This is a genomic window from Acinetobacter brisouioides, assembly GCF_004331075.1.
GTDB lineage: Bacteria > Pseudomonadota > Gammaproteobacteria > Pseudomonadales > Moraxellaceae > Acinetobacter.
Window position 1 is genome coordinate 331,292 of the sequence record NZ_SJNX01000002.1, and the last position, 17,489, is coordinate 348,780.

At 40.7% G+C, this 17,489-nt stretch carries 16 protein-coding genes, 1 tRNA gene and 1 other RNA gene; 4 read left to right on the forward strand and 14 right to left on the reverse strand.

Features of this window, described 5'->3' with window-relative positions:
- Nucleotides 1-37 precede the first annotated feature (37 nt).
- The 9 genes from E0H77_RS04475 to E0H77_RS04515 form a co-directional block, all read right to left on the reverse strand.
- Entirely contained in the window at nt 38-2,830 is a 2,793-nt protein-coding gene (locus tag E0H77_RS04475; RefSeq protein WP_131375347.1) for a M16 family metallopeptidase, read from the reverse strand.
- Nucleotides 2,831-2,992: 162 nt separating this feature from the next.
- The gene (gene pnuC / locus E0H77_RS04480; RefSeq protein WP_131375349.1) at nt 2,993-3,583 is read right to left on the reverse strand and encodes a nicotinamide riboside transporter PnuC; all 591 of its coding nucleotides are present in this window, start codon (nt 3,581-3,583) and stop codon (nt 2,993-2,995) included.
- 65 nt (nt 3,584-3,648) lie between these two features.
- Nucleotides 3,649-4,770, reverse strand: a complete 1,122-nt coding sequence (locus E0H77_RS04485; RefSeq protein WP_165491497.1) for an acyltransferase family protein — start codon at nt 4,768-4,770, stop codon at nt 3,649-3,651.
- Nucleotides 4,771-4,888: 118 nt separating this feature from the next.
- Complete coding sequence (pgaD, locus tag E0H77_RS04490) at nt 4,889-5,302, reverse strand: poly-beta-1,6-N-acetyl-D-glucosamine biosynthesis protein PgaD (protein WP_131314395.1); 414 nt, start codon at nt 5,300-5,302, stop codon at nt 4,889-4,891.
- Between the two features lie 33 nt (nt 5,303-5,335).
- The gene (gene pgaC / locus E0H77_RS04495; protein WP_131314397.1) at nt 5,336-6,592 is read right to left on the reverse strand and encodes a poly-beta-1,6-N-acetyl-D-glucosamine synthase; all 1,257 of its coding nucleotides are present in this window, start codon (nt 6,590-6,592) and stop codon (nt 5,336-5,338) included.
- A 13-nt stretch (nt 6,593-6,605) separates the two neighbouring features.
- Complete coding sequence (gene pgaB / locus E0H77_RS04500; protein ID WP_131375353.1) at nt 6,606-8,600, reverse strand: poly-beta-1,6-N-acetyl-D-glucosamine N-deacetylase PgaB; 1,995 nt, start codon at nt 8,598-8,600, stop codon at nt 6,606-6,608.
- 457 nt (nt 8,601-9,057) lie between these two features.
- Nucleotides 9,058-9,396 (reverse strand): FKBP-type peptidyl-prolyl cis-trans isomerase, encoded by a 339-nt coding sequence (locus E0H77_RS04505; protein WP_131314401.1) that lies wholly within the window; start codon nt 9,394-9,396, stop codon nt 9,058-9,060.
- Between the two features lie 179 nt (nt 9,397-9,575).
- Nucleotides 9,576-10,103, reverse strand: a complete 528-nt coding sequence (locus E0H77_RS04510) for an acyl-CoA thioesterase (protein ID WP_116726432.1) — start codon at nt 10,101-10,103, stop codon at nt 9,576-9,578.
- A gap of 182 nt (nt 10,104-10,285) precedes the next feature.
- Nucleotides 10,286-11,275, reverse strand: coding sequence for a patatin-like phospholipase family protein (locus E0H77_RS04515; protein ID WP_131375356.1), 990 nt, complete (start codon nt 11,273-11,275; stop codon nt 10,286-10,288).
- A gap of 134 nt (nt 11,276-11,409) precedes the next feature.
- Between E0H77_RS04515 and E0H77_RS04520 the strand changes: the two genes are divergently transcribed.
- Nucleotides 11,410-12,204 carry a YdcF family protein gene (locus E0H77_RS04520; protein WP_131375358.1) on the forward strand — a complete coding sequence of 265 codons (795 nt, stop codon included), beginning with the start codon at nt 11,410-11,412 and terminating at the stop codon, nt 12,202-12,204.
- Nucleotides 12,205-12,357: 153 nt separating this feature from the next.
- The gene (locus E0H77_RS13980; RefSeq protein ID WP_265937311.1) at nt 12,358-12,492 is read left to right on the forward strand and encodes a hypothetical protein; all 135 of its coding nucleotides are present in this window, start codon (nt 12,358-12,360) and stop codon (nt 12,490-12,492) included.
- Here E0H77_RS13980 and E0H77_RS04525 read toward each other — a convergent pair.
- The 5 genes from E0H77_RS04525 to coaD form a co-directional block, all read right to left on the reverse strand.
- Nucleotides 12,489-13,946 (reverse strand): sensor domain-containing diguanylate cyclase, encoded by a 1,458-nt coding sequence (locus E0H77_RS04525; RefSeq protein WP_131375360.1) that lies wholly within the window; start codon nt 13,944-13,946, stop codon nt 12,489-12,491. The genes E0H77_RS13980 and E0H77_RS04525 overlap by 4 nt on opposite strands.
- 142 nt (nt 13,947-14,088) lie before the next feature.
- A tRNA-Met gene (locus E0H77_RS04530) sits at nt 14,089-14,165 on the reverse strand.
- Between the two features lie 61 nt (nt 14,166-14,226).
- An RNA gene (rnpB, locus tag E0H77_RS04535) (RNase P RNA component class A) lies at nt 14,227-14,582 on the reverse strand.
- A 20-nt stretch (nt 14,583-14,602) separates the two neighbouring features.
- Entirely contained in the window at nt 14,603-14,872 is a 270-nt protein-coding gene (locus E0H77_RS04540) for a YfhL family 4Fe-4S dicluster ferredoxin (protein WP_004751130.1), read from the reverse strand.
- A gap of 1 nt (nt 14,873) precedes the next feature.
- On the reverse strand, nt 14,874-15,365 hold the full coding sequence (gene coaD / locus E0H77_RS04545) for a pantetheine-phosphate adenylyltransferase (RefSeq protein ID WP_004900045.1): 492 nt from the start codon (nt 15,363-15,365) through the stop codon (nt 14,874-14,876).
- Nucleotides 15,366-15,511: 146 nt separating this feature from the next.
- On the opposite strand from coaD, the gene smpB reads away from it, so the two are divergent.
- Together smpB and E0H77_RS04555 are read left to right on the forward strand one after the other, a co-directional pair.
- Nucleotides 15,512-15,988 carry an SsrA-binding protein SmpB gene (gene smpB / locus E0H77_RS04550; RefSeq protein ID WP_131375362.1) on the forward strand — a complete coding sequence of 159 codons (477 nt, stop codon included), beginning with the start codon at nt 15,512-15,514 and terminating at the stop codon, nt 15,986-15,988.
- A gap of 297 nt (nt 15,989-16,285) precedes the next feature.
- The gene (locus tag E0H77_RS04555; protein ID WP_131375364.1) at nt 16,286-17,485 is read left to right on the forward strand and encodes an SfnB family sulfur acquisition oxidoreductase; all 1,200 of its coding nucleotides are present in this window, start codon (nt 16,286-16,288) and stop codon (nt 17,483-17,485) included.
- Nucleotides 17,486-17,489 lie beyond the last annotated feature (4 nt).

A 17,489-nucleotide genomic window follows, 5' to 3' on the forward strand; every position in this document is an offset into this window, starting at 1 on the left:
GAATTCAAGCTCTTTTTTTATTGAGATATACTACTTTTTATTTGCTCAATGCCGCTACTTTTAGCTCAGTTTGTGGTTGACCATACTGATCTGCCATGACTTCAACATAATGATCAAGTTGGATATATTTTTTAATGACGCTATCAACATCAGCTTTGCTGAGCCGTGCAATCGCCTGATCACGCTGTTCACGACTCAACATGGTTTTACCACGTTCAAGCTGACTATTGAGCATCTGATGAATAATGCGACTATCTTCAAGACTGGTAACACGTTGTTTTAAAATATTGGCTTTTGCAGCAGCAAGCTCCTGTGGCGTGATACCCTTTTGAATCAAGTCCTGCAATACATGATGCACAGCTTGCGAGGTTTGTTTCGCTTTATTTGCGGTGTAATTTGCTTGAATGGTCAAAACACCTACTGAATCATGTAAATCCAGATTTAAGTCACTCGAAAAACCATAAACTAAATGGTTTTTCTCACGAAGCTCTTGCCCTAAACGAGATGAAAGCTGCGAGTCACCTAAAATATAACTCAAGACTTGCAACGCAGGTGCATCGGCATCGTCTATGCCGACAGGCAACACCAGTAAACCCTGATAATTCCCAAATTCACGCTGCTCTGCTAATGCATGGATTTGCGTTGCGGGATAGCTTTTGTATTTAGATGATAAGCGCTGGTAACTCTGTTTCGATGACCATGTCGCAAACTGGCGAGTAATCAAGTCATGCATTTGCTTCGCATTAAACTCCCCAGTCATTGCCAATTCGGCATGATTAAATCCCATAAACTGTCGATACAGTTGTTGAACTTGAGGCTGCGTTACGGCCTGAAGTTGTTGTTTAACTTGTTCAGGCTCAAAGTGGTAACGCAAATCACCCGCCGAATACTGTTCCACTAATCGGGACATGGTTAAGCCCGCCACAGTTTCAGGTTCAGTATATGGTCTGTTCAGGCTAGCCAGACTTTGTGACTTGATCAGATCAAACTGGCTTTGCTCAAAACTCGGGCGCTGCATAATGCCAACAATATATTGAAAATAATCAGCAAAGTGCTGTTTATTGGCTTGAATCTGAATCAGCATCCCATTGTCTTGACTTACCGCAGTTGCCTGCCCATCGGCAGCAATGGATTGATCCATCACCTGCTGCAAGGTTTGCTGATCTGAACCGCGCAACAACAAATAAGCGGTTAAATCCAGTATTTGCCCTTTGTTCCATAAAGATTTTTCTGTACCAAAGTTCAAGCTAATGGTGGCATAGACTTTGTTGTCATGCGTAGGCACTGAAAATAAGGCATAGCGCAAGCCATTCTTCAACTTGCCACGCTGAATCTGCTGTTCAGTTGCTTGCAAGTGCTGTTTGGAGCGTGTCAGATAATCTTGGATTTCTTGTTGATATTGCTGGATATTTTTAACAGGCTCTGAGTCAGCACTTTGGGCTGCCTGCAACGGTTTTTTCGGTTGTGATGGCTGAAGCTGCATCGCTTTTTTTTGCGAATCAGGCGTTGGCTGAATATCACCAGAAATTCGATGCTGAGGTTGGAAAAATGTATTCAGGCTCTGATTGACCTGTTGTGTTGACAGATTTTGAACTGCCTGCACATCATTAAAATATTGTTCCCAATGTCCATGTGAAGACACTACATAGTCGCTCAGGCGATTGCCTAGCGCTACCGCATTAGTTGCAATACTGTCAGCCTGATTTTTAAATACACTTTTAACACGGTTCAAATCAGCATCATTAAAATGTGCTGGAGTTTCAATATCCTGTGCCAAGTTTTTGGAAATTTGTTGAGCATCTTGGGTGGGCGCATAAATCGCTCCCATAAATACCACATTAAAATCCTGATCAAGCCATGTGGTCGATTGCACCGTCGTGGTCATACCTGTTTCTACCATGGCTTTATACAACTGTCCGCTTGGCTGTAACGTATACAAGTATGGTGCAACAGCAAGCACAGGCTGGATTTTCAAGTCGCGACCATTTAGGTACATATTGACTTTAGCCAGATCACTGCCCTTTTGTACACTCAATTGGCGCTGTTGAATTTTACTGGCATTCAGTAAAGGAACTTTAGCCATGGCAGGTACAGTATGTGCCTGAATTTTTCCAAAGTTTTGCTCAATACGCTGCAATACCTGTGCCTGATCAAACTTACCTGTAACCACCATTACCGCATTATTAGGTGCATACCATTTACGATAAAATTGATTAAGTTCCTTCATCTGAATAGATTTCAGTTCATTCAGATCACCAATCGGCAAGCGCCCCAAATCGCGATTGCCATAAGCTGCTTTAAACATCTGATCCATGAGTACAGCAAAAGGTTGATCGAGACGCAACTCACGTTCACGGCGCACAGTTTCAATTTCTGAAGGTACAAATTTTTGCTGTAAAACCAGTTTGTCCATGCGCTGCGCTTCAAGATACAGCACTTGATCAATCGCTTTTTGGTCAGGACGAATAATGTTGGTATATTTGGTCGAATAGTAATCCGTACTGGCATTGGTAGCTAAGGTGTACTGATCGAGTCTGCGCTGAAATTCTTCACCCTGCACATCTTGTGTGCCTTTAAATGCAAGATGTTCCAGTAAATGTGCTAACCCACCTTTACCCTGTGGGTCGTTCAAAGAACCCGTCAAATAAACGGTATTCATAAACACTTTATTTTCATTGTTATTTGGCGCCAGAATCACTCGCAAGCCATTGTCTAATTGATATTCTTTAATCTGATGCTGGCTTCTCACTAAAACAGTCTGGGCAAATGTTGTAGTGGCCACCCCAATCAAACACAAAGACCAAGTTAGTTGTTTCAGGCGTATTAACATAAAAATTGTCCAATCAAGCGAAATGCTGCAACTCAAGCCCGTTATAGTAGAAAATGTTCAAAAAGAATTATAGTGAAGTTTTGCAAAATCAAAATCTTATTATTTTTTATAGATAAAATGGATAGCCTGTAATTTTCAGGCTATCTATTGAAATTGATTGATTTAATTTTCGGTGGTCGGCATAAGTTCCGCATGTTGTTGACTTTGTACACGTAACCACTGATACCAGCCATACGCCGCCATGACCACAAATGCGGCATATAAGCCTGCGGTTAGATACAAGTCTTTATAAATAAACATGCCCACATAAATAATGTCGACTACTACCCACAGCACCCATGTTGCAATATGTTTACGACTTGTCCAGTAGGTTGCCAATAAACTAAACGCCGCTAGTTGTGCATCTAACATTGGAACCGCAGCATTGGTAAAACTTTTCAAGATCAAACCAAAAGCCAGACCCGCAATTGCTGAGACAATCAGTTGTAAAAGAATCTTAGAGATGGCTAATGGTTCGATTTTAATATCATGATCGACTTGCTTGCCTTTCATCCAGACATAGAAGCCATAGAAATTCATGCCAGAAAAGAAAATTTGCAGAATGACTTCACCATAAAGCTGGTAGGTAAAGAATAGGTAGCCATATAAAATATAGGCCAGCATATTAAACGGCCAGCACCACATATTGCGAATAATCGTTAATCCAACACCGATTAAGCTAATAATGACCGCAAAAATTTCTAGATTTGACATAAACAAACATCACTATACAGCCGAGTTTCGCCAACAAAAGTTGGACTAAAAAACGGACACAAAACTCAAGATTTCATGGCCCATTTCGCCAACTTATTACTGATCTTAACGGCTAAACTATCGACGTATTCACTATAAAATGCAGAAGCTAGTAAAATACTGCTCAGGCAAGTCAGCACGGCTAACAGTACAGAAAGATCATAGTTGAATCCCATGCCCATCAACCAATTAAATGCAGGAATACACACCAAATAAATCAGCATCATGTGTAATAAGTAAATCGAGAATGATAATTTACCTAAATAAACCAATGGCTTTTTATCGAAAATATCGGACAGTTGGGTAGACAGTAAAATGCTATAGACAATCAAAATTCCTGAAAAGAAATTACTATAGTCGTAGGTTCTCCAACCTAGGATCTTATATAACCAGTGATAAGCATGACTGCTATTATGTGCGCCTGCAAAATATAATCCTGCAAAAAACATTGACCATGCAAAAACAGGTTTAATTTGCCGTCCATACAAGTACATATAAGAGCCAATCACAAAGCTCAACAGACCCAAATAAAAGCGCTCATCATCCCATAAACCAAGCATTGGCAAAAGTATTGAGGCTATATAAAACAACGGTTTTTTATAATGATAAAGCAACAATAAAACAAACAAGAGAATTGAACCAAATAGCTCAATTTGCATGGTCCACAAAACCCAGTTAGTGCTACTTTCAGCAAACAAAAATGCGCCTATACTGCCTTCATAAGCTGCTTGTTTCAGGCTAACTTGCTGTGTTGCATAGGCTTGTAGCCAATCATTGACTAGATCACTGTTAATACTGGTATAACTGAGTGCTAACCAAGCTAAAATACAGGAAAAAAATGCAGGAATTGCCAATCGCGGATAACGCTTGATCGCCATTTCAGTGACTTTTCTGGGAACATCGTCATGTCTTAAAATGGCATAACTTAATACAAAACCACTCAATACAAAAAATACAAAAACCGCGGCAGTACCCGAATACCAGAAAGCAAATGGCGAGTGGTGCATAAAATAGTCCCAATGACCATGCGCTCGATCATCTGGGCTGAAGTGATGTAAGTATGGGTAAAAGCTTAAGGAGAGGTGTGAAAACACCACAGCTAAACATGCCAAACCACGAATACTTTCCGCTGCGTTTAATTTTGCCATAGTGGGAGCAATCAAGAAATTTTTTAAACGTGCCAAGCATAGGACTGAATCCGCGCTCATGCAACCTTAAATCGCAAAAAGCCCCTAATTTAGGGGCTCATGTCATCATTTAGATATTTTATTCTACGCGAATAATTTGACCTTGTTCATTGTGATGTACCACGGTCACTTTTTGCTGACGACCTTGTACAATTTCTTGCTCAGGCAAATCAAAATGGCGTGCATAATCATTGGTCGATTTCACTTTGGCATGCTTCACACTATGTGCAGGAATTAACTTACACCATAAGCACAAAATTGCGGCGCAAGTCAGCAAAGTAATCATATCCATTTGCAGACCAAACCAAAAAGCATTGAACAAGCGATGAAATCCATACGGCTTGTTATAACTCATGAGAGTAAACAACACTAGCATTGGACGCCAAAGCAAGAACCACACACCCCACAAGACTGCAGTTGAGGTTGTAGACATATAACGTCTGTGCCAAGGTAACTGTGCACGCAAGTCAATAATTAACGAATTTGTACTCATGAGAATCTATATACACCTAAGTTATCGACGATTTTAGCGAATACCGCGATCTGGGCTTACCCAGCGCGCACGTTTACCATCCCCTCTTATAAGTACTTTTGGAAAGGCAATAATGCTAGCAGTCACGGTGATTAGCCAAAATACGAATGGATACCAAATCATCCAGTAATAATTTTTAAGTAGACCTGGTTCATAACGGCTATCCATCCATTTACTAATCATGAATTGGAATAAGCAGGTCGCACCTAACAAAATACCTGTACCGTATGGGAGAAATGGTGAGCTCATGACAGGTAAGAAATGGTTAGGAACAATAAGATCCACTAACCAAATACAAGCTACCAATAACATTAAATATGACCATACTAATGTTAGAAGTAATTCTATCATGAGTGGCCATAAAAAGTTCAAACTAGGTCTAAATATTACATCAAAATTTTTGATCAGAACTTGTGCACCACCCATTGCCCAACGCAAACGTTGTTTGTACAAACCTTTTAACGTTTCAGGCATCAAGATCCAAACCAATGCATTGGGTTCAAATTCTACATCCCAACCTGCACGTTGCAATTTCCAAGTGATGTCAATATCTTCAGTCAGCATATTCGGAGACCAATAGCCAACTTCATGCACTGCACTTTTACGAAAAGCAGTAATGACACCAGAAACCGTAAATAATCGTCCAAATACCCGCTGGGCACGTTTGATCATGCCCACAATGGATGAAAACTCACCCACCTGAATCCGTCCAAGCAATGTTGAACGGGTACGGATACGTGGATTACCTGTTACGGCTGCAATTTTTTCATCAGCAAGAAAATGGCGAATCATCCACTTTGCCGCATGTGGATCAAGCAAGGCATCACCATCAATCCCGATCAGGAATTCAGCATCAGTCATTAAACTACCTGCCTGAAGCCCCATAGCTTTGCCTTGATTTTGCGCCAAATGCACCACGCGTAATTTATCAAATTTTTCCGCCAGTCGATCTAGCACTTCGCCCGTATTGTCTGAACTACCATCATTAATTGCAATCACTTCAAAATCTGGATAATCCAGTTTCAGTGCATGGCTGATGGTTTCTTCAGCATTATCTCCTTCATTAAAACAAGGAACAAGAACTGCTACCTTTGGATATGAAGGTAAATCCTTTGGCTGATTGTATGCAGGCTCTTTGCGTTCTTTCATATAGAACACAATCGCCCCGATCATCCACAAATAGGACATAAACAATGGATAATAAAACACGAACTCTAAGGCAGACCGCCAAAAGTGCTGTAGCGCAGACATAATGCTCAAACTCCTACGGCACTATGCGATCTGGTTTAGAATCAAAAGCTTTACGCATAATATCGACATCAGGGTGTTGCTTGACTGGATCATCTGGGTAATACGCAATATGCAAAGCACCTTGCTTATACAATGATTCAATCGTATCACCCAATTCTTCTGAAGGTACAGGTTCATTGGTACGCCAATTTTCTGCTTGCAGCTCAAATACTGTTTTATGCAAACCATTTGGATAGGATTTGACATTATTCACAATATCTTGATAGAACTTGTCTTTATCTGGTGCCTGCTCCATGTATGGCATTGCCATAATGGCAGTAAAATCATAGCGTTTTAAAGATTGCTCTAATGATTGTGCATACCAGTTTTCAGCATACGGGTTCAATGCCACTTGTGCGTATAAATTACGGGCAGTCACTAAAAATGGTTGATACTGGCGAACTTCACCTGCCAACTGTAAAGCAAAGTTGTCAATATAGTTGGTTTTGAATTTCGTCCATTTTTCCATTTTAGCTTCATTATTTCGCATTTCTTCCAAGTCAGTTGGAAGACCTGCTTTTGCATAAGCCTTTAAAGCATCCGGGCTTGCATCTTCATAATCTGACAACGTCGTATCATCATGGAACAAGATACCGTTAAAAGTTGAAGACTTCGCCAAATCTTGATACAGACCTTCAATCACACGACGTGCTGGCGCAGAGAACGGGCTTAAACGAATATAACCCATGTTCAAATGATCACTGCTTTTAGGCTGCTGTGTTACCACCAGATCTTGAGATACAGGGTTAGATTTTGGTAATTCCCATGCTAAAAGTGGCATCCACGCATATAAACGAGTCACTTGGGTACGGCTTTGGATTTGCCAAGATACACGGTTAAACAAGTCAGCACGCACTGGAAGATAACGGTTCGGGAAATACACCATATCGGCTGAACCATTAGCATCTGGATCAGAGAATGCTTGCAAATACACAGTCGTAATGTGCATTTTTTGAATACGGTCGAGTAAATCACCCAAGTTATGTTCTTGCTGTTCAGGATCTGGATCATAGATATAATCTAGGTCAACATGCATGATTTTTTGTGGACGATAATTATCACCCAAGTTTTTATCACGTATAGTGATCTCTTTTGACAAACCGTCTAAGGTCATGTCATGTTCAACCAAAATACGGTTGATTGCACCCAATGACTTTTTCAAATATACAGGCCCGTCGTCAAGACTAACGGTAATCGGCATACCCAGTCCTTTTGCGATACGAACTGTTTCTAGATTATAACGCCCATACGGCCAAACCATGACACGCGGTGATGGAATTCCATGCGCCTTGATCAAATCATTATTTTTCTTTAAATCATCATAAATACGTTTAGCATATGCTCCATCACCTTCATAGGTTTTAGTTTCTGGATCATATAAACGCGTAGTTGCAGCAGGTTCAGAGTTACCTTGTGGATTACCTAAGATACCATGGTGCAAATCGTAACTGTGGCTTGCAATTTCAACATAACCACTTTTGCTCATTTCTTTAAGCTGTGGCCAAGTCACAATTTTGCTACGAGGAATTTTATCATCCCCAAAATTTACCATTTCATCCGCTTTTGGCTCTAACCAAGAACCAACAACAGCCAAAACGATAGGAATTTTGTTCGCTTTTACAAATGGGTAAACATTGGTGTAAAAATTCTCATATCCATCATCGACTGTTAATAGCACAGGTTTTTCTGGCAATACAGTTTTGCCTTGATGAGCTTTTAATAACTGATCCACACTAATAAAGTGAAAACCACTTTTCTGTAACCAACGAACTTGTTCTTCAAAGCGTGACGTACTCACCGAATACATCGGAATCAACGCATCTTTATCATCGGTAACTTCATGGTAACCAATCACTGTAAGCGTTGTTGGATTAATTTTTGGCTTCTTTGCAGAAACGGCTTGAGTCATACCCACTGCTGCCATACCAACGCACGTTGCAAGCACTGAACTTAAAAAGCGATTAAACATAATATGCCTGTTTTAAAAATCGTGATGTAACCAATCTGACATTACACTTCAAACACTCAAGTCGTGAAAACAATCTTTTATATTGCATGACTATTCAGATTAGTAATTACAATATATTTTCAAAAAGTAAACTGAAAACTAGCTTAAAAGCTTGGTTCTTCCTATGTCACTGATTTAGATATTTCCATCACAAGAACTGTGTTTAGCTAACCGATAAAATAACTTAGAATTATACATTAAATTCAAACAAAATCAAAAACTTAGTAAAAATTTACATGACTTTCTTTGAAGATTAAAACACAAGAAATCATAAACATCCTTGTAGTACACTTACATGATACTGCATATTTTTACAATTTAGTACATCTTCGACGCTAAATAGTAATAGGCAAACATGTCAATTCTTTGACAATGATCATTCAACCTTAGAACTGAATGATCACCACATCAAGTTAGGTTATTGGTCTCGGGTTTTAACATCAAACAATTCAATTTCAAAAATCAGGTTAGAATTGGCAGGAATGACCTTACCCATTTTGCGTTCACCATAAGCTAAACGTGCAGGCACCTTCAATTTTCGTTTACCCCCCACACGCATTCCCATAATGCCTTGATCCCAACCCTTAATTACTCGCCCTGTACCAATCACACATTCAAAATACTGACCACGATCAATTGAAGAATCAAATTTCGTTCCATCTTCCAACCAGCCTGTATAATGCGTAGTAATCAGCGCACCTTTCACAGCTTCTTTACCTTCACCGACTTTTAGATCAATAATTTCTAACTCTTGCATGACTGTTCAGCCCCTAATCTAAATAAAAGAAACTTATTTTACGGGCTTCTTAGCAACAAGCCGATGGCTAGTTTTTTATTTTTAGTAAAAAAATAAAATCTGCTGTATTTTCACTCCAGGTGCAATAAAAAAGACCGTCGCGTTAGACACTGACAGTCTTTTTTTTACACAAACAGGATTCATTCGCCCTGTTTGGCACTTTCTTTATAGATACTACAAGAAGGATGATGATTTTCATGTAAACGTAATTTTTTACGCTGTTCAGCAGCTTCAAAACGGCAACGCTTCCACTCGTTGTCTAATTTTAATGGTGGAACTGCTTGAGGTTGACCATGTTCATCAACCGCAACCATGGTAAAGAAGCAGCTATTGGTATGACGCATGCTACGGCTACGAATATTTTGAGCTTCAACGCGAATCCCAATTTCCATAGAAGTACGACCTACATGGTTGACACTTGCAAGGAATGTTACCAGTTCACCTACATAAATCGGTTCTTTAAAAGTTACCTTATCGACAGATAAAGTCACGACATAGCTACCTGAATAGCGGCTTGCACATGCATACGCCACTTGGTCAAGTAATTTTAAGACGGCTCCACCATGTACATTCCCTGAGAAATTCGCCATATCAGGTGTCATAAGAACCGTCATGGTTAATTCAGATTGGTCATCCGCTGACTGTAGAACTTGATCTAAAGGTGACATTAAAACACTCTTCGACTAAAGAATAATTGACAGTTATCAATTATAGCCGATTTTTTTATAATTATTGTTCTGATTATTTATCAATATTTCAGATATAAACACTCAGGATTATACAACGTATCTTATCAAGATGCGCTGCATTTTTAATATTTTTATAAAATCAATGTCTTAATCTTGATCAGTTACGACCGGGCAGCCACAAGTAACTGCTCTTCTTTATCATGAATGACTTGCTGAATGTCCTCAAGCTTAGCCTGAGTGGCATAAACTCCAGCTAAACGGGTGCGGTCTCGTTCAGTAACATCAAAAATATGGGCTTTTTCTCGTAGATCAGGTTGAATGATCACATCGGCATGACTAAGTTCAACGCGAGATAGCTGTTGCTGCATAATATTAATATTTTGGTTAAACAACCCCCACATATTGGTGGTTTCGGTATATTGTGGTTGTGCCAAAATATCCACTGCAATCACAATATCCGCGCCAAGCTGACGGGCGACATCAACAGGCACAGGACTGACCAGACCACCATCGACATATTCTTTGTTCTGAATCATTGTCGGAATGAACATACTCGGAATAGCCGAGGAAGCGCGCACAGCTTGCCCTGTATTGCCATAATTGAATACAACTTTTTTACCTTCTTTAAGTTCGGTTGCGACGACAAACAACGGAATTTTCATCTTTTCTAAAGGTAGATGATCAATCTGATCATTAATAAAATTTTCAACTTTACTGCCGTCTAAAAATCCGTTTTTGCGCAAAGTAATTTCACGTACATCCTGCACTTTCATATTTAGGGCAATGTCTCTAATTTGTTCAGGAGACTTTCCACTGGCATACAATGCACCCACTATGCTGCCCACACTGGTTCCCACAATAAAATCAGGATGAATACCATGTTCTTCAAGTACCTGTATTGCCCCGATATGCGCATAGCCACGCGCACCACCACTGCCAAGCACAAGCGCCACCACTGGGCGATGTTGTTGTTGCTTAATTTGGGCAAAGTTAATCAGATTTGGGCGTGATTGTGCTTCTTCATTTGCAATGACCGCAGTAGTCTCTATAGGTAAAGCAACAGCCTGAGCTGTATTGTGAGGAACACTTTGACACCCCACTAACATGCCCAAACAAGTCGCGGTCAGAATCCAGTATTTCATAGGCAGCATCTTTAAAATTACAATAAAAAAGATAATCCACGGCATCTTACTGTGAAAGAATAACCCGATTTTAAACTGTTTCTTTACAGTATTGTTTCAATATAATTAATCGTTGCATTTTTCAAAAAAACAACCGAGCTACTATGATAATTTTTCTAACAATCTGTTTTCGCATTATTTTATTTTTTGTTGGTGGCATTTTACTGACAGATGCTTTGTATTTATTGTTACAAGGTAAAATTCATATTGGGATTGTATTGCCTTTAATAATAGGTATTGGGTTTCTTTTTATTGCTTTAGCGTGGCAGTTTTTACATGGCTATTTGGCACAGCACCCTGTACTGCAATCTGCCTATTTCATTCTTTGGGGATTATTTGCCATTTGGCTGATTTCTTTTGCAGTTTTCATTTACCAGCTCAAAATCCATATGAAAGCTCAAACACAGATTACATCACCTGTACGAGCGATTATTGTCTTGGGAAGTGGTGTCATTCAGGGGCAGCCAAGCCCGACTTTGGAACTGCGTCTTGACCGTGCGGCACAGCTTGCCAAGCAACAACCTCAGGCGTGGATGGTGCTGTCTGGTGGATTAGATTTTGCAGAAAGCCAGACCGAAGCACAGGTCATGGCAACTTATTTACAGCAGAAGTATGGACTATCTAGACAGCATATGATTTTGGAAGATCAAAGTACCAGCACCGAACTCAATCTGAAAAATAGCGCAGTCTTGCTAGCACAACATCAAATTGATAAAGACATGCCCATTGCGATTGTGACCAGTGATTTTCATACCATTCGTGCGCAAGCGATTGCCCGTAAACAGCAATATCGTCATAGCATCATGTTTGCAGCCGAAACGCCATTACAAACGCGCTATAACGCATGGCTTCGAGAATATTTTGCTTTTATTAGTGGCAAGATCTTACGTGAGTATTAACGTCTAGTTTGCCAATATTTTACCTCTTAGCTGTGCTAATGACCTTGTCGAACTCGCCATTTCATTCATTTTTAGCACAAGAATCAAATCTCAATCCGCGCAAAAATAAAGCCCGAAAAATCGGGCTTTATGCTCTAAACATCAAACTCAATTATGAATGCTCAGGTAATTGCTGAACATCAACTTCAAAGTCATGAAGTTTCGATGCTGATTAGCAACCAAGAAGCGCGACACGATGTGGACTTGGCAACTTATCAACAAAGTTTTCAGCACATCATTTGGGCTTAAAAGTTTATAAATACCGAGCTTTTGGCATAGTAACGGTTTTTATCTAGATACATCTGATGATCGGCGCGTTTCATCATATCTTCCAGAGTTTCATTAGGTTCACTGGTTGCCGTACCAATCGCAACACTCATCGGCAAACTGGCATAATATTGATTATCTAGACGAAATAGCTCTCCGAGTGTGATCACCAGTTTTTCGGCGGTCTGCTGGTCAGCGTGTGGCAGCAGCAAAACAAACTCATCTCCGCCAATTCTTGAACCTGAATATGGCGTAGTAATCACCTGTTGTAGGACTTCTCCAGTTCGCCGCAAAATATCATCGCCAGCATCGTGACCAAATTCATCATTGACTAACTTTAAGGCATTGAGATCTAGATAAATTGCCGACACAGGAAATACTTTTTTCCGAGTTAGTCGTTTTAGTTCTTCATGGAAAAATGCACGGTTATACAATTTGGTTAACACATCATGTTTACCCAAATATTCCAAATAAGACTCCGCTTTTTTGCGTGCAGTAATATCCGTCATCGCCAGCTGCACCATAGACCAGTCATGTTCATAGTTAGGAAAGATGGAAAATTGCAGTAATACATGTCGCTCTGAACCATCGAGTGCATGATTGACCACTTCATGCTGATGAAATAGGTTGCCCTCCCAAAGTTCCAGCAACTGTTCACGAAATGAATTCAGCATTTCAGGACAACCCAAAACCTTGTCGATATTCTCCAGTAAAATGTATTTATTGGGTGCTAAAAATAAATCTAGTGTTTTCTGATTCACATCAAGCACCCGAATGCCGTCGATACTATCGCGCACAAATTCAGGATGCACATCCAAGAAAGTCCGCAAGTCCTCAATACCAATATATTTAAGATGATCGAGCTTTTTCTTTACGACGCTAAAATCTTCCACCCACAATGCAACAGGTGAATACACAAACCGCGCCTCTGCCAAAGTACGGTTTTTAAATTCCTGACGGCGTGCATTTTGATAGGCTGTAATATCTTCAGTCGTGACTAAAATACGACTTAAATCTTGCTCCGCCTCTGGCAAAATTTGCCCACGCAGTTGAATATCAATCCGTTTTCCAGAAATTGAATAATTGACTTGCTCACTGGCAAACTGCAAATTGCCTTCCCACACAGCAACTAGACCCTCTATTTGCAAGTTATACATTTCATCGCGAAAAATATCGGGCAGATGTGCTGACAAATGCGCCAAGTCACGTGCTTCAAACAGGGTTAAAGTTGCCTGATTCACTTCTAAAATTCGAATTTTTTCCACACACTGGCGAATATGCTGAACATCTTGTTGTAAAAAATGACGTAAATCTGTAACGCCTTGCGCGTGCCACTGGGCAAACTGCTGTGCAATACCACTCCAGTCTTCAATCCACATGGCAATCGGTGCAAGCTGAAAAATATGGAAAGAATCTATGGCATCAATATGTGGCATAGTTTGTCCTTATTGTTATAAATGTGAAATATGTAGAGTTATTCTCTGTAATAGCATAATCACAACATCAAGAAAAACCAAAACTTAGATTTAAATGTAAAAATTATTCAAAAAAAACCACGCATGAGCGTGGTCTATAAAATGGTGGCTATGACGAGACTTGAACTTGTGACCCCCGCATTATGAGTGCGGTGCTCTAACCAACTGAGCTACATAGCCAAAAACTGTGCGCGCATTATCTTTACTTTTTGTTACAGCGTCAAGCATTTTTTCAAAAAATAAGGGAAGTGAGCCTGTAAGCCGGGTTCTGTCGAGGACGATCATTCCTCTAGGCGTACAATCACTCATACGCTCAAGCGACCTACCCGAATCCAGTACGGGCCGTACCTCAGGATTCCTATTTGGTCTTGCTTCTGGTGGGGTTTGCCATGCCGTGAACTGTTGCCAGACACGCGGTGCGCTCTTACCGCACCCTTTCACCCTTACCTCACGAATGAGGCGGTCTACTCTCTGCTGCACTTTCCGTCGGCTCGCGCCGCCCAGGCGTTACCTGGCACCCTGCCCTTTGAAGCCCGGACTTTCCTCCCCTGCTTTAGTCACGAAGACCTCCACAGCAGCGACCGTCCAGCTCACTTCGGCGCGTATAGTAGCAAATCTTATTCAGAAATGCTTGCGTTTTTTTGCGCAGTCAGTCGCTGATACTTCTCAAATAGCTGCTCTTGGCTTTCTTTATGATTCGGATCGAGAGGAATACAGTCGACAGGACAAAATAATTGACACTGTGGTTGATCATGATGCCCCACACATTCGGTGCATAAATCAGGATTGATCTCGTAAATCAGTTCCCCAAAGAAAATCGCTTCATTGGGGCACACTGGTTCACAGACATCACAGTTAATACATTCTTCAGTAATATATAATGACACGCTACCAACCTTGCTGATGTTTACGTTTAAATGCTTCAACCACATGCTTCGGTACAAATTTGGATACATCGCCATTGAGACGTGCAATTTCACGCACCATGGTGGATGAAATAAAAGAATACTGCTCGGCAGGTGTTAAAAATACGGTTTCAAAGCTAGCATCTAAAGTACGGTTCATATTCGCGAGCTGAAACTCGTATTCAAAATCCGAAACTGCACGTAAACCACGCAACACCGCTGTAGCTTTTTGCTCATTAAAAAAATTGACCAACAATCCATCGAAACCCATAAATTCAACATTATCGAGATGACTCAGCGAGTGCTGTGCCAGTTCCACGCGCTCTTCAAGGGAAAAAAGCGGATTTTTATGATGCCCCACAGCAATCGCAACCACAACTTCGTCAAACATTTTGGCTGCACGCACAACTAAATCAATATGACCTCTGGTAAATGGATCAAACGTCCCCGGGTAAATGATGCGTGATTTCGACATCCTAATCTTCTCTAGTTTCCGCTTTGGTGCAGCTATTCTAGCAAAAAGTTGTTTTTTAGCGAAGGAACTGCTTTGTTTTCTGTAGAAAAGCTTCACCTTGAGAAAAGTTTGCGGCACAATAGATGCAGTTTTGGAATGATTTAATTATGGCGAAAGCAACTGTAGTCAAGAAAAATAATGGCGGAACCATCGCACAAAATAAGCGTGCCCGTCATGATTATTTTATCGAAGAAAAATTTGAAGCGGGCCTTTCCCTACAAGGTTGGGAAGTCAAAGCCTTGCGTGCTGGGCGTATGAGTCTGGTTGAAAGCTATATTATTTTTAAAAATAATGAAGCATTTTTATTTGGTGCACAGATTCAGCCACTCTTGTCTGCCTCAACTCACGTAGTACCCGAAGCAACCCGTACTCGCAAACTGTTGCTGTCCCGTCGTGAACTGGAACAGCTTACAGGTGCAGTCAATCAAAAAGGTTACACTTGTGTACCTTTGGCATGTTACTGGAAAGGGCGTTTGGCGAAACTGGAAATTGCGCTGGTAAAAGGTAAGCAATTACATGATAAACGTGCCACTGAAAAAGACCGTGACTGGCAACGTGATAAAGCCCGTATCTTTCACCGCTAAAACAAATTTAAAAAAGCGAGATGATTTATCTCGTTTTTTTATGCCTAGACACATCATTTTTTTGACTGCATTTAGCTCAATTTCTGCATTACTTAGCAGTTTTTCTGTATTCCAGTTTTAAATCCAACAGAAACAAAATAAAAATATAAAACAATATCAACAACTTAAATTTTTAATTCCATTCTTATCTTATTTTTAGATTTTTATGCATTTTTTTACATAAGGTTTGCAACAAGCCTTATTTCTCAACAGTTTCATTTCTGATTAGGGTATGACAATGCAATCAAGGAGCTTGTCATGTCTACTATTCAGCCAAATTCCAATATTATTCAAAACGATCAAGAAGCGATTAATGCTGCCTATCAATTGGCAGATTTTGCTTTAGAACAACGAAATCTACGTGATCAACAACGCGTTTTACCTACCGATGTTATTCGGCAACTCAGCCAAAAAGGGCTGACAGGCATTCGTATTCCCAAAACCTATGGTGGTGCTTTTGTTTCCAATAAAACACTCAGCCATGTGTTTCGCATCTTGGCAAAAGCCGATGCCAATGTTGGTCAAATTCCACAAAACCAGTTTGGTGTACTCAATCTGATCGAGATTATGGGCACTGAAAAACAAAAAAGATGGGTTTATCAGCAAATCTTAACAGGGCGATTTCTCGCAAATGCAGGCCCTGAACGGCATAGTAAAGACACCAAAACTTTGCATACCACGCTCAGTCTGGTCAATGGTCAATATCTGCTGAGTGGCGAAAAATTTTATTCGACAGGCAGCAGCTTTGCAGACTTACTGGCAGTCAAAGCACTGCATCCTGAAGGTCATGTGGTGGTGGTCTTGGTTGAAAGACAACAACACGGCGTTGAAGTGATTGATGACTGGAATGGTTTTGGGCAACGTACCACATCCAGCGGTACAGTCAAACTGCATCAGGTACAGGTTGACCCCGAACTGATTTTTGATGAACGTAAGCTTAGTGAAAGCGCAAATTATCGTGGTGCATATTCACAACTACTACAAGTCTCGATTGATGTCGGGATTGCCGAAGCAGCTTTGCAAGATACGCTCAGTTCGGTACGCAAAGCCCGTCCAATCGTCGATGCTCAGGTAGAACGTGCCAATCAGGAATTATTTACCTTACAGGAAATTGGCAAGCTGGACATTTTACTCAATGCCAGCGTACTCCTACTCAATAATGCTGCTGAACTCCTCGATGAGCTTGATCAGCTGTCCAGTATAAGTGACGCTCAGGCTGCTCAAGCCTCGATTGCCGTTGCTGAAGCCAAAATTTATGCGCACCGTGCCGCACTGACCATTTCGGAAAAACTGTTTGAACTCGGTGGCAGCCGCTCTTCTTTAAGCCAATACAACCTCGACCAGCACTGGCGCAATGCACGCGTGCATACCCTGCATGACCCAGTACGTTGGAAATATCATGCCTTGGGCAATTATTACTTAAACGGCGTTTACCCTGCACGCCACGCATGGATTTAAGGAG